This window comes from Yersinia massiliensis (genome assembly GCF_003048255.1).
Classification (GTDB): domain Bacteria; phylum Pseudomonadota; class Gammaproteobacteria; order Enterobacterales; family Enterobacteriaceae; genus Yersinia; species Yersinia massiliensis_A.
Genome location: NZ_CP028487.1, coordinates 1,914,363 through 1,927,096, shown reverse-complemented (window position 1 = coordinate 1,927,096; position 12,734 = coordinate 1,914,363). Strand labels below are relative to the sequence as shown.

Here is a 12,734-nt window from a genome sequence, read left to right as displayed (position 1 = left end):
ATGGACCTCTTAGTACGGCGAGATATTAAGGAAGAACCGCTGCAACCAGCCCATGGTTTGCGCTTCATTGATATAACCATTGCCCACATACTCGATGCGTGCATCAGCGACCTGTGTGGAGGTCACTGTATTGCTACCGCTGATGGTGCGTGGGTTAACGACCCCAGAGAAGCGGATAAATTCGGTGCCCTGATTAATCGCGATCTGTTTTTCACCGACGACATGCAAGTTGCCGTTCGCCAGCACTTGATTGACGGTGACGGTGATGGTGCCACTGAAGGTGTTATTGGCGTTTGCGCCACCTTTGCCACCAAAGGTGTTATCGCCGGCAATATCCATGTCGGCGCGGGCATTGCCCAATAAGCCCTGCAAATAACGCGGGGCGGTGGCGACTGCAAATGAACTGGAACCATTGCGACTCGCATTGGCCGATGAACTCTTACTGGCACTGACATTTTCTTGCAAGGTAATGGTCAGTGTGTCACCGACATTACGTGGCCGGCGGTCTTCGAACAGCGGCTGATAGCCATAGTTCATCGGCTGAGCAGCCTGAAAAATAGAGCCATTGGGTAATGGCGCACTGGCCGGTGCCGGCTGTGCAGACGTTGTGCCATCCACCAGTGGTTTATGCGGAATATACGCGCAGCCATTGAGTAGCATGGCCGTTAATGGCATGCAAACCCATTTCAATCCACCTGATTTGCGCAGCGGCTTTCTGTCCATCTCTGATTTTCAGTCCTGTAACCGGTTGGAGGCGAACGAGCTTAGCCTCGAATACTCATTGTTCTACAGCAATCAGGGGGCGCGCTGGCCCCCCGAAAGCGGATTTACAGCTGGGTCAGTTTTTGCAACATCTGGTCGGAAGTTGAAACCGCTTTACTGTTGATTTCATAGGCACGCTGGGTCTGGATCATATTGACCAACTCTTCCGCCACATTGACGTTGGAGGTTTCAACATAGCCCTGATACAGCAAACCACCGCCGTTCAAGCCCGGCGTGGTTTCATTTGGTGCACCGGAACTGGCGGTTTCCTGATACAGGTTTTCACCAATGCTTTCCAGACCACTGTTGTTGATGAACGTGGTCAGGGTCAGTTGCCCCACTTGCTGCGTGGCAGTCTGCCCTTGCAAGGTGACACTGACTATCCCGTCACGGCCCACGGTCATGCTCAAGGCATTCGCCGGAATGGTAATGGCGGGTTGCACTTGGAAGCCGCCAGCGGTCACCAACTGACCATTTTGGTCAACTTGGAACGAGCCGTCGCGGGTATAGGCATTAGTGCCATCAGGCATCTGCACCTGAAAGAACCCCTCACCTTTGATAGCAATATCTTTGGTGTTATCGGTCTTGGACAGGTTGCCTTGGCTATGCAAACGCTCTGTTGCCACCGGACGAACCCCCGTACCAATCTGTAAACCCGATGGCAAGGTGGTCTGTTCGGAGGATTGCGCCCCCGGTTGGCGCATCGTTTGGTACAGCAAATCTTCAAATACCGCACGCTGGCGTTTAAACCCATTGGTGCTGACGTTTGCCAAGTTGTTGGCGATAACGTCCATGTTGGTTTGCTGTGCATCCAAGCCGGTTTTGGCAATCCATAATGATCGGATCATCAGTTTATTCCTCTGCGCCTGCGCGCTTAGCCCATTGCTAACAGCTGATTCGCGCGCTGTTCGTTTTCATCCACACTGTGGATCACTTTCATCTGCATTTCGAAACTACGGGCATTGGCAATCATGTCTGCCATGGCTTCAACCGCTTTCACGTTGCTGCCTTCTAGCACACCCGGCATGATTTTAATCAGCGGGTCATTCGCCAACTGCGCGCCACGCGCCTGCTGTGTTTCTGGTGTCAGATGAAATAAGCCATCATCGCCGTGCATCACTTCACCCGCCGATGCCCGAACCCGTTTGATCTGCCCCAATTGCGCAATGGTATTGGGTGAATCACCGGCATTCAGTGCTGAGATGGTGCCATCTGCCGCAATGGTGACCGCCGCTTGTGGTGGCACGTCGATCGGGCCGTTGTCGCCCATCAGTGGGTAACCCTGCACCGTCATCTGCCCTTCAGGCGAAATCTGAATGTTCCCGTTGCGGGTATAGGCTTCTGTACCATCCGGCAGTTGCACCGCCAGATAGCCATCTTGCTGCAACGCCACATCCAACGGGCGACCACTGAAATTGATCGTCCCTTGACTGATATCCACACCGGGGGTTGATGCCACTACCATAGTGCGGGTCGCCATACTCGGCCCGTCGATAGGCACCGCGCGCATGGCAGACAACTGCGCGCGGAAACCCGGCGTAGAAGCGTTAGCCAAATTATTTGCCGTCACCGCTTGCTGATCCAGCGACTGCCGCGCCGCGCCCATCGCGGTATAGATTGCGTGATCCATGAACTTATCCCGTCAGTGCGATTAACGCAGGTTAACCAGAGTTTGTAAGATCTGATCTTGGGTTTTGATGGTCTGCGCGTTGGACTGATAGTTACGTTGCGCCACAATCATATTCACCAGTTCTTTACTCAAATCCACGTTAGAGGATTCCAGCGCGCCACTGGTCAAAGTACCGAAACCACCGCCGCCTGCAGTGCCCAGCATTGGGTTACCGGAAGCCAGCGTTTCGCGCCATACGTTGTCGCCTTCTGATGACAGCCCTTCAGGGTTGGCAAAGTTAGCCATCACGATTTGGCCCAACAATTGGGTCTGCTGGTTTGAATAGGTGCCGACCACCGAACCATCATTGTTGATTTGGAAGCCCGTGAACTCACCCGCCGCATAGCCGGTCTGGTTTTGCGTCACAATGCTATCGGTGCCGGTATTTTGCTGCTTAGTCCCCGCCACGCTCAGCGTAAACGCTGGGGCTGTTGCGCCATTAACCACGCCGATAGGGATTGTGAAGGTGAAGTCAGTGGTACTCGGTGGGTTTGCCCCGTTGGTCACACTTTGCAGCGCGCCATTGGTATCAAACTGCATGGATCCACGTAGTGCTGCCACTTGCGCCGGATTTGCGCTGCTATCACGGGTATAAACATCCCAAGAGTTACCTGTGGTGGAGCTTTCCGTACGTTTCACATAGAACACGTTGATCTCATGGCGATTACCCAAGGTATCGTAGGTGGTCATGTTGTTCACAAAGCTATAGGTATCCGGCTTATCGGGATCAAATGCTGGCGTGGTTGGCACAATATCGTGGGTTGACGTCAAGTTCGCCACCATATTACCGGAAGTCGTCGCTTTCGCTGGGATCATGTCCTGCGGGATAGACAGCGGAATCGGGTTCGCCCCCTGTTGGATCGTTGGCGGTGTACCGGTGGCTGGGTAGCCCGTCAGGCTCAGACCTTGCATGTTGATGATGTTGCGATTTGCATCCAGCTTGAACTGGCCGTTACGCGCAAAGAACACACCACCGCTGCTGTCTTGCATCCGGAAGAAACCGTTTTGGCTGATGGCCAAATCCAAACGACGGTTAGTGGTAGTGGCAGTACCGTCGTTAAAGTCTTGGGTGATCCCCGCCACTTTTACGCCCATCCCCGTCTGAGAACCGGCAAACATATCGGCAAAAGAAACTGAGCCGGCTTTAAAACCTGCCGTTGCCGAGTTGGCGATATTGTTACCGATCACATCCAAGTTACTGGATGCTGCGTTCAAACCGCTGACTGCTTGAGAAAAGCCCATTTTCTTCTCCGTTAGATTTGGGGTCCGTTAAAGACCTTGAGCATTGATGACATATCAAATGCTGCTTTTAAAATTGAGGGTAAGTCGGTACAAATCCTTGTCTCACCATCGTGTTGGTTATACTGCTACTAAAGATGAATCACTGACTTACAGAATCTGCCGGACTTTATCCATGGTGATGGTGCCTGCCATACCGAGGTCTAACTTGGCACCGTCACTACCACGAGTGACGCCATTGACCACGGCATAACTCAGGGGTGTCGTCACCAGTGATTCATTCCCATTGCTGGCGGTAATCGCCACGGTGTAGGCACCATCGGGTGCATTACCACCGGCATCCAATGAGCCATCCCAAGTAAAGGCATGGACACCCGCTGTTAGCTTGCCGATCTCGATGGTACGAACCACCTGACCATTTTTGTCGCTGATGGTCGCCGTCACTTTGTCGGCCGCACGATCCAGCTCGACACCAAATGGCGTCGTGGTCACCACGTCATCTTTACTCCCCGTTAAAATGGTGTTGCCAGGGATCATGACGCCATGACCAATCAGGCTGCTGGCCTGCAAGGACTGACTATTGTCAATTTGGCCGGAAATAGAGCCCAGAGTGGTATTCAACTTTTCAATGCCACTGACGGTGTTGATCTGCGCAAGCTGCGTCGTCAACTCGTTGTTTTGCATTGGGTTGGTCGGGTCCTGATTTTTTAACTGTGCCACCAACAGCGTAAGGAAACTGTTTTGCAGATCCTGACTGGTGCTGCCACTCGGCGAGTTGGCATTAGCACCGTTGGCACTGTTCACACCGTAATCGCTATCGGTCAAAGAATTGGTAATGGCCATCTATGTGGGCTCCTGTTATTGACCCAGTGTCAGCGTCTTTAGCATCAGAGATTTGGTGGTATTCAGGACTTCAACGTTGGCCTGATAGCTGCGAGAAGCGGAAATGGTGTTGACCATCTCGCCCGTCACATCCACGTTTGGCATACGCACATACCCCTTGGCATCGGCCAATGGGTTACCGGGTTGAAACACCAAACGATCCGGTGCGGGGTCATCGATGACTTGCGCCACACGCACACCACCGGTTTCTTGCCCCGGTTGCGCGGCGACCTGAAACACCACTTGCTTAGCGCGGTAAGGCTGACCATCTGGGCCAGTCACGCTGTCGGCGTTTGCCATGTTGCTAGCGCTAACGTTCAATCGTTGCGATTGCGCGGATAATGCTGAACCGGCAATATCAAAAATATTCAGTAAAGACATCCGTCTTATCCTTGTTGTAACACTGACAACATCCCTTTGATTTGGCTGCTAATGACAGTCAAATCAGTCTGATATTTCAGGCTGTTATCGGCAAAATTAGTACGTTCGCGGTCCATATCGACGGTGTTGCCATCCATTGATGGTTGATCCGGCACACGGAATAGCAGATCCAAGTCGGGCGGTTGGACCGTACTTGCTGGGATATGACGGGCTGACGTTAAACTGAGCGACACCCCTGTTCCGCTAACACGTCCTTGCTCCATCACCTTTTTCAGTTGGCTGGAGAAATCGATATCACGTGCCTGAAAGCCGGGTGTATCCGCGTTCGCAATGTTGGACGACAGGATCTCCTGCCGTTGAGCGCGCAAGTTCAGCGCCTCTTGTTGAAAACGTAGAGCACCGTCCAGTTTGTCGAGCATAGTCCCCCCGCAAGGTTAAAATTTGGAGTCGACAGCATAAACGCCGTACAGAGAAGCCTATCGCCAGAATAAGAGCAAAATGCGTCGCTATTTATCCCCTTAACCTGATGAAGGTACGGGTACACTAGCGATCAAAAGAACGATTGCGTGGAAAAAAGCAGAGCGTGATTTGACTCGATGGCAATGGCGGGGAAGAAAGTGATGGTGATAACAAGTAAGTACGCCAAAACATTCATGTGGGGGCTACTGCTGGTGAGTCCGGCATTCGCACACATCGCGATGGCGGCTGACCTATCTGTGCAGGTCAATCAGTTCTTCCAGCAACAATACCCTGACAAAGATAGCCAGGTGAAAGTCATCATCAAAACGCCGCAGAGCCAATGGCCACAGTGTGAAATGCCTGACATCACGTTGCCGACCAATGCTCGCCCATGGGGCAATATCAGTCTGTCGGTCCGTTGCGATGGCGTGAGGCGCTTTATCCAAACACAAGTGCAAGTCAGTGGGCGCTATGCGGTGGCGAGCCGTCCATTGGCGGCGGGGGCAAAAATTACCCCGCAAGATATTGAGATGAAACAAGGCCGATTAGATACCTTGCCACCCGGTGCCTTGCTGGAGCCGCAGTTTGCACAAGGCGCGGTGAGCTTGCGCCATGTTAATGCGGGGCAACCCATCACCCGTAATATGCTGCGCCGTTTATGGATCATCAAATCAGGACAAGACGTGCAGGTGCTTGCGCAAGGCGATGGCTTCAACGTTAACAGCAATGGTAAGGCGATGAATAATGCGGCCATTAAAGATAATGTTCGCGTGCGCATGCCATCAGGCCAGATCGTGAGTGGCGTGGTGGGCGAGGATGGCACTATTCGTATTATGTTATGACGGTTCGAATTAAAACTCGTAGCCTTGTTTGCGGCGTTGTTTTTGCCGCGTATAGTCACCTGAATCATTGACTCAGGTAAACTTGCTGAGGTTAACCGCACGTTGACGACGCTCTATGTGAACCTGTTTAGTTATCGTGATTAAAGTTTTTTTAACCTTTGCCGATAACCCTAGTATGCAGCTATTTACGGCTATGCCAGACCCTATTACAGGCACCGTAAACCGTGATAATCCCGCTATTTTTCGCTGAAAGATAATGGCTGAAAATAATGGATGAGAAATAAAAGTTTCGCGGGCCAATAAACGCCAATCCCGCTCGAAAGGGAGCAACATAAAATGAGTATTGAACGCACTCAACCGCTATCACCGGCAACTAAAGTGCAAGCACGGGAAATCAGTGACATTGCGCAGCAAACGCGTAAGCCTTCTGCCCAGACAAAAACAGCAGTGAGTGGTACAGAGGTTAAATTGAGTGATGCGCAGGCAAAACTGATGCAACCGGCGGGTCAGGATATCAATGTTGAACGTGTAGAAACATTGAAAGAGGCCATCCGCACCGGCCAATTGACCATGGATACCGGTAAAATTGCTGATGCTCTGCTGAAAAATGTCGCCGATGACCTTAAGAATAGTTAGTCGTCAAAAACCGTCTTAATCGTAAAAGGATACGTGGTGGTGGAAAGATTACAGGTAAACCTAGACCAGCAATTAGAACTGCTAGAATCACTGACGACTGTTGTCGCGCAAGAGCAACAATTACTGTGCGCCGGTCGGATTCAGGGTATCGTGCTGCAAGGGGTGACCGAACAAAAAAGTTCAATCTTAGCCACACTCGCTTATCTGGATAAAACCCGTCTCACCGCTGAAGCTGACGTTAAGGCACATGCGCCCTACCATCGCCATCCCGCGCTGGCAGCAAAATGGCAGCGTATGTTGCAGTTAGCGGAAGGTCTACAGTACAGCAATCTGCACAACGGGTTATTGCTACAACAACACATTGAACATAATACGCAGGCGTTAGCTGTGCTTAATACGCGTCACGGCCAGTCATTGTATGGCCCTGATGGCCAAGCGAAAGGCGCCAGTCTACTGGGTCGTAAAATCGGCGTTTAATGTGTCCCTGCCGTAAAATTTTGATTTATAAAATAGATTTATTGCTCGCAGAGATTGATTGCCGCATCGCGGGATCAGTCTCTGTGTCGGCTAAACCGCCTCTTTCGCTACACGCCTTTATCACGTTAACTCCCCCTCGTCTCAAAAATGAGTTTTTTCTCTTGATGGACAGCGCGTTACGATGCTGTGACTGAGCAACTGTGCTCAGTATCCAGACGGAGAAAACCGAGATGAAAAACCGAAGAATGACTCTGTTGTGGGGATTATTGGTCGGTGGCGCACTGGCACTGTCCATGACGCAGACCGTACGAGCCGCTGAAATGGGATGGGATCATTATCCCTACAACTATTGTATGACTTGTTTTCACCCATTATGGTTTTATCGATAATTAACCAATACTTGATTACTGATCACTTGCAGCGGCGGGTTAACCCGACCTTTGCCCGCGATAAAGTAGACAAAAGTCAGTTGCGTCGCCGCGGGTTCACCGGCAAGCCCTCGGCTTTGCCCACTCCCCCCCTCTAGTGGCATACAACGGGTTGGGGTGCATAATTTAACCTGCAAGCCATCTGGCGCTGCTGACATCAATTGGTAGCGCCAGCCCACCGAGACGATACGCGCATTCTCTTGAGCCAGCGCCACGGGTGAGTGTAGCGGTTTAGCCGAGGTCGCCACACCGCGCGAACTTTGTGTGACACCGATATCATCTGCCACCCATGTTCCTGAAGCCGCGGCATTGAGGGGTAATAAGCAAACCGTCAATACTCCGCCGACGATAATGCGCGAGAGGCGAATTAGCATTAAGCCGCTCCTATGGTTGACGTCATACGAATTTGGCGATTATCGCCAATTTCCAGATTAGACAGCACCACCATTTGCGGCAGGCTACGGCGAAGGAAACGGGCCAATAATGCACGCAGTGCGTGGTTCACCAACAGCACCGGCGGCGCACCCAGCATTTCTTGGCGTTGCAGTGCTTGTTTAGATTGTTCGAGCAATCGATCAGCCAAACCCGGTTCTAAACCGCTGCCACCTTGCAGCGCTTGTAATAACAAACGCTCTAATGCCGCATCCAAGCCAATAACCTGAATTTCGCCAGTCCCAGGGAACCACTGCTGCGCGATAGAACGGCCTAAGGCCACACGAACCACAGCCGTTAATTCGTAAGGGTCTGTTTGATTTGGCGCATGCTCTGCCAATGTCTCAATAATGGTGCGCATATCGCGAATGGACACTCGCTCCATCAGCAGATTTTGCAGCACTTTGTGCAACGTGGTGAGTGTCACGACACCGGGAATAAAATCTTCCGTCAATTTCGGCATATCTTGTGCGACGCGATCCAGCAATTGCTGCGTTTCCTGACGGCCAAACAATTCGCTGGCATATTGGCTAATCAAATGATTCAGGTGTGTTGCCACCACTGTACTGGCTTCCACCACCGTAAAGCCTTGAATTTGCGCTTGTTCGCGTAAGGCACTTTCGATCCATACCGCCGCCAAACCGAAAGCGGGATCATGGGTAGCCTCACCCGGTAACGTCCCTACCGCATTGCCTGGGTTTATCGCCAGCCAACGGCCAGGATGGGCTTCGCCACTGCCAATTTCCACCCCTTTCATTAATATCCGGTAGCTGGCTGGCGGCAATTCTAAATTATCGCGGATATGCACCACCGGTGGCAGATACCCCATCTCTTGGGCAAACTTTTTACGAATACTGCGGATACGGCCCAAGAGTTCGCCATTTTGCTGGAAATCCACCATCGGGATCAGGCGATAGCCTACTTCCATCCCCAATGGGTCTTCCAACTGAACATCTGACCAAGTGGCTTCCGTCGCTTGTTGCTGATCCTGTACCACTGGCGAGTCTGCCGTCGCGGCAGGTTTTTCTTGATTACCACGCAGCCGCCAAGCTAATGCCAGCAATGCCGCGGTGAACAGCAGGAAGACAAAGTTTGGCATCCCAGGGACTAAGCCCAGTAAACCCAATACGCTGGCACTTAATACCATCACCCGTGGGTTATTGAATAGCTGGGTGACCATTTGCTGGCCAACGTCCTGATCGGTACTCACGCGAGTAACGATAACACCGGCGGCGGTTGAGATAACCAACGCCGGAATTTGCGCCACCAGACCATCACCGATGGTCAATAACGTATAGGTTTCTGCGGCGTGTCCCACGGCCATGTTGTGCTGAAGCACCCCCACCAATAGGCCACCGACCACGTTAATGACCATGATCATTAAGCCCGCAATCGCATCCCCGCGCACAAATTTACTGGCCCCGTCCATCGAACCGTAGAAATCAGCCTCTTGCGTCACATCAGAGCGGCGCTTCTTCGCTTCATCTTCACCAATCAACCCAGCATTTAAGTCTGCATCGATTGCCATCTGTTTGCCGGGCATCCCATCAAGAACAAAGCGTGCGCCCACTTCGGCAATACGCCCCGCCCCTTTGGTGATAACCATAAAGTTGATGATGACCAAGATGATGAAAACGACAATACCGATAGCAAAATTACCGCCAACCAAGAAGTGACCAAAGGCCTCAACCACACGCCCTGCTGCGCCAGCCCCGGTATGACCATCCATCAAAATGATACGCGTCGAGGCCACGTTCAGGGATAAACGGAGTAAGGTTGAGAACAGCAAAATGGTCGGGAATGCCGCAAAATCCAGGGTGCGCTGGGTAAACATCGCCACCAGCAATACCATGATGGACAGCGCAATGTTGAAGGTAAACAGCAAATCAAGCACGAAGGGAGGCAGCGGCAATACCATCATCGATAAGATCAGCAAGATCAGTATCGGGCCCGCAAGGATTTGCCACTGCGTATCTTTAAAATTGCTCGGTAAACGAAGCAGGGCGGCCAAATTTGCCATTAGTCAGTCTCACTCTCTGTTGCAAAATCCAGTGCTTCCGGCACTGGCAGATGTTCAGGTTTTTTCGGGATTAGCCCACCTTCTCGCTTCCAACGTTTCAGTTGATAGACCCAAGCAAGCACTTCTGCGACCGCGGCATAAAGGGTGGCGGGAATATGTTGACCAACTTCGCTGTGGCGGAATAATGCCCTCGCCAACGGTGGCGCTTCTAATAAAGGAATACGGTTTTCTGCACCTAACTCACGAATACGCAATGCCACTGCACCCGCCCCTTTCGCCAACACTTTCGGCGCACTCATTTTTGCCTCGTTATATTGCAGCGCCACGGCGTAATGCGTCGGGTTGGTGACAATCACATCGGCTTTAGGAACATCCGCCATCATGCGCCGACGGGCCATCGCCCGTTGTTGTTGGCGAATGCGCCCTTTCACATGAGGGTCACCTTCTTGATCTTTAAACTCATCACGTATCTCTTGCTTAGTCATACGCAATTTTTTGATATTGCTGGTGATTTGGTAAAACACGTCAAAGCCAACCATCGGCGTCAGGCCAAGTACCACCACCAACCCGCAGAGAATAATCAGGTGCAGGGCATCCCCTAATGCCGCCACCGGTGGCGCCGCCATCAATCGCATGATGTCTGGCCAGTTGTGCCAGAGGAAAATACCGGTTACCCAACCCACCAACGTTGCCTTCAAAATCGCTTTGAGTAACTCAGCCAACGCTTGGCTGGAAAACATCCGTTTTAAGCCTGAAATAAGACTCATGCGTTTCAGGTCAAACTTGATTGATTCGCCGCTAAACAGCACGCCCCCCAACAGCATCGGCACCGAAATGGCCACTATCACCAGACCGGCAAATATCGGTAGCAGTGCGATTAACGTTTGACGCAGCAACATGCCAATTTGCCGCAACATCTGTTTGTCATTCGTGACCACGCCGTGATCAAAATGCAGGCCTTGCGCAATCATGGCAGCCAGTTGTCGCGCCATGGATTCCCCTGAAACCCACAGGATCGCCAAACCGGCCCCGAGCATTAGCATCGAGGTCAGTTCGCGCGAGCGCGGGATCTGGCCTTTTTCGCGAGCCTTCTCCAGCTTGTGGGCTGTGGGTTCCTCGCTTTTTTCCAGATCGCTATCTTCAGACACCGCCACTATTCCTATTCAGCATAATGGGTCCTGTTCTGTGAGCGTTCCGTATCAGGGAAATGGATAAGAGACAAAAATTGAAGCTTAGGATGCCAAACATTCCATAAGCCTATGGATGGAACAACGCTGTAATTAGTGGGTTATTTCGTGGATGAGCGATATCCAACCGCGTTCAATAGCAGGTTGTGGTGGTGTGAGAACGTTGGCGGAAGGTTGATGGGATAAGAAAGCATACAGATGAGAGTCTCCTCTCATCTGTATGCCTCTATCATCTTTAGTCGACTTAGAAACCTAAGCTGTCCAACAGATCGTCAACTTGATCTTGGCTGGCAATGACACCGGCACCGTTTTTATCCATTTGCGGCCCATTGAGTAGGCTATCAGTGGATTTCTGCGGTTTTGACGGCATATCGGGAATATTTTCCATCAGCACCATCAGCAGTTGTTTCTCAATCTCTTGCACCACATCCATCATGCGCTTAATGACCTGACCGGTGAGGTCTTGGAAATCCTGCGCCATCATGATTTCCAACAATTGCGCGTTGGTAAAAGCGGTATGTTGTGGCACGACATCCAGATAATCACGGGTATCCGTGACCAAAGATCGTGCATCAGAAAGCTCGATTGGGTTAGCAAACCATTCATCCCAACGAACTTTAAGCGCTTTCGCTGATGACTCGAGTTCATTCTGGCGGGGTTGCGCCGCTTCCACGCAGTTCAACGCTCTTTCCGCGGCTTGCGCCGTCATATGGACCACGTAGTCCAAACGATCACGAGCGTCAGGGATCGCTTCCGCCGCCTGAGCAATGGCTTGATCCAGACCTAATTCACGTAAACTGTCGCGTAGCATCCGTGTGAGGCTACCGATACGGCTAATAATATCACTGGCTGATGCCGCATCTGATGCAGGCATTTGATGGTTATTCATTCCGCCTCCTTACATACCCAACTTTTCAAAAATCTTATTGAGTTTCTCTTCCAAGGTCGCGGCAGTGAAAGGTTTCACTACATAACCACTGGCACCCGCTTGTGCTGCTGCAATGATGTTCTCTTTTTTCGCTTCAGCAGTGACCATCAAAACCGGCAACGCGCCCAGAGCACCATCAGCACGAATCGTTTTCAACAGATCCAAGCCGTCCATGTTCGGCATGTTCCAGTCAGAAACCACAAAATCAAAACCACCCGCGCGTAATTTATTCAATGCGTCGACGCCATCTTCCGCTTCTTCCACATTATTAAAACCCAACTCTTTTAGCAGGTTTCGGACAATACGACGCATGGTCGAAAAATCGTCTACCACCAAAAATCTGAGATTCTTATCCGCCATACCTACTCCTAAAGTTTGTTGCCCAACGCTGA

The 12,734-nt window shown here is 51.6% G+C and carries 16 protein-coding genes; 4 read left to right on the top strand and 12 right to left on the bottom strand.

Annotation, left to right across the window (positions count from 1 at the left end; all coding sequences use genetic code 11):
* Positions 1-9: 9 nt before the first annotated feature.
* From flgH to flgB, 7 genes are all read right to left on the bottom strand, one after another.
* Positions 10-723, bottom strand: coding sequence for a flagellar basal body L-ring protein FlgH (gene flgH / locus DA391_RS08850; protein ID WP_049605637.1), 714 nt, complete (start codon positions 721-723; stop codon positions 10-12).
* A 104-nt stretch (positions 724-827) separates the two neighbouring features.
* A complete protein-coding gene (gene flgG / locus DA391_RS08845) occupies positions 828-1,610 on the bottom strand; it encodes a flagellar basal-body rod protein FlgG (RefSeq protein WP_019210362.1) in 783 nt (260 codons plus the stop codon).
* Between the two features lie 26 nt (positions 1,611-1,636).
* The gene (locus tag DA391_RS08840; protein ID WP_050080457.1) at positions 1,637-2,392 is read right to left on the bottom strand and encodes a flagellar basal body rod protein FlgF; all 756 of its coding nucleotides are present in this window, start codon (positions 2,390-2,392) and stop codon (positions 1,637-1,639) included.
* A 21-nt stretch (positions 2,393-2,413) separates the two neighbouring features.
* Positions 2,414-3,673, bottom strand: a complete 1,260-nt coding sequence (gene flgE, locus DA391_RS08835; protein ID WP_050080455.1) for a flagellar hook protein FlgE — start codon at positions 3,671-3,673, stop codon at positions 2,414-2,416.
* 147 nt (positions 3,674-3,820) lie between these two features.
* The gene (gene flgD, locus DA391_RS08830) at positions 3,821-4,513 is read right to left on the bottom strand and encodes a flagellar hook assembly protein FlgD (protein WP_050080453.1); all 693 of its coding nucleotides are present in this window, start codon (positions 4,511-4,513) and stop codon (positions 3,821-3,823) included.
* Positions 4,514-4,528: 15 nt separating this feature from the next.
* Positions 4,529-4,933 carry a flagellar basal body rod protein FlgC gene (gene flgC, locus DA391_RS08825; RefSeq protein WP_050080452.1) on the bottom strand — a complete coding sequence of 135 codons (405 nt, stop codon included), beginning with the start codon at positions 4,931-4,933 and terminating at the stop codon, positions 4,529-4,531.
* 5 nt (positions 4,934-4,938) lie between these two features.
* Positions 4,939-5,352: a flagellar basal body rod protein FlgB gene (flgB, locus tag DA391_RS08820; RefSeq protein WP_019210367.1), complete on the bottom strand. Its 414-nt coding sequence runs from the start codon at positions 5,350-5,352 to the stop codon at positions 4,939-4,941.
* A 234-nt stretch (positions 5,353-5,586) separates the two neighbouring features.
* On the opposite strand from flgB, the gene flgA reads away from it, so the two are divergent.
* From flgA to DA391_RS24155, 4 genes are all read left to right on the top strand, one after another.
* Positions 5,587-6,234, top strand: coding sequence for a flagellar basal body P-ring formation chaperone FlgA (flgA, locus tag DA391_RS08815; RefSeq protein WP_072187272.1), 648 nt, complete (start codon positions 5,587-5,589; stop codon positions 6,232-6,234).
* 336 nt (positions 6,235-6,570) lie between these two features.
* The gene (gene flgM / locus DA391_RS08810; protein ID WP_019210370.1) at positions 6,571-6,870 is read left to right on the top strand and encodes a flagellar biosynthesis anti-sigma factor FlgM; all 300 of its coding nucleotides are present in this window, start codon (positions 6,571-6,573) and stop codon (positions 6,868-6,870) included.
* A gap of 36 nt (positions 6,871-6,906) precedes the next feature.
* Positions 6,907-7,347: a flagella synthesis protein FlgN gene (locus DA391_RS08805; RefSeq protein WP_050080451.1), complete on the top strand. Its 441-nt coding sequence runs from the start codon at positions 6,907-6,909 to the stop codon at positions 7,345-7,347.
* Between the two features lie 230 nt (positions 7,348-7,577).
* Positions 7,578-7,736: a hypothetical protein gene (locus DA391_RS24155; protein ID WP_155410997.1), complete on the top strand. Its 159-nt coding sequence runs from the start codon at positions 7,578-7,580 to the stop codon at positions 7,734-7,736.
* Here DA391_RS24155 and DA391_RS08800 read toward each other — a convergent pair.
* The 5 genes from DA391_RS08800 to cheY all read right to left on the bottom strand — a co-directional run bounded on the left by DA391_RS08800 (position 7,727) and on the right by cheY (position 12,702).
* Positions 7,727-8,149 (bottom strand): flagellar protein FlhE, encoded by a 423-nt coding sequence (locus DA391_RS08800; protein ID WP_019210373.1) that lies wholly within the window; start codon positions 8,147-8,149, stop codon positions 7,727-7,729. The two genes, DA391_RS24155 and DA391_RS08800, sit on opposite strands and share 10 nt — an antisense overlap.
* Positions 8,149-10,227: a flagellar biosynthesis protein FlhA gene (gene flhA, locus DA391_RS08795; RefSeq protein ID WP_019210374.1), complete on the bottom strand. Its 2,079-nt coding sequence runs from the start codon at positions 10,225-10,227 to the stop codon at positions 8,149-8,151. Before flhA ends, DA391_RS08800 begins: the two co-directional genes overlap by 1 nt.
* Entirely contained in the window at positions 10,227-11,375 is a 1,149-nt protein-coding gene (gene flhB, locus DA391_RS08790; protein ID WP_019210375.1) for a flagellar biosynthesis protein FlhB, read from the bottom strand. The genes flhA and flhB overlap by 1 nt, the downstream gene beginning before the upstream one ends.
* Before the next feature lie 283 nt (positions 11,376-11,658).
* Positions 11,659-12,303: a protein phosphatase CheZ gene (cheZ, locus tag DA391_RS08785; RefSeq protein ID WP_019210376.1), complete on the bottom strand. Its 645-nt coding sequence runs from the start codon at positions 12,301-12,303 to the stop codon at positions 11,659-11,661.
* A gap of 9 nt (positions 12,304-12,312) precedes the next feature.
* Positions 12,313-12,702, bottom strand: coding sequence for a chemotaxis response regulator CheY (gene cheY, locus DA391_RS08780; protein ID WP_019210377.1), 390 nt, complete (start codon positions 12,700-12,702; stop codon positions 12,313-12,315).
* Positions 12,703-12,734 lie beyond the last annotated feature (32 nt).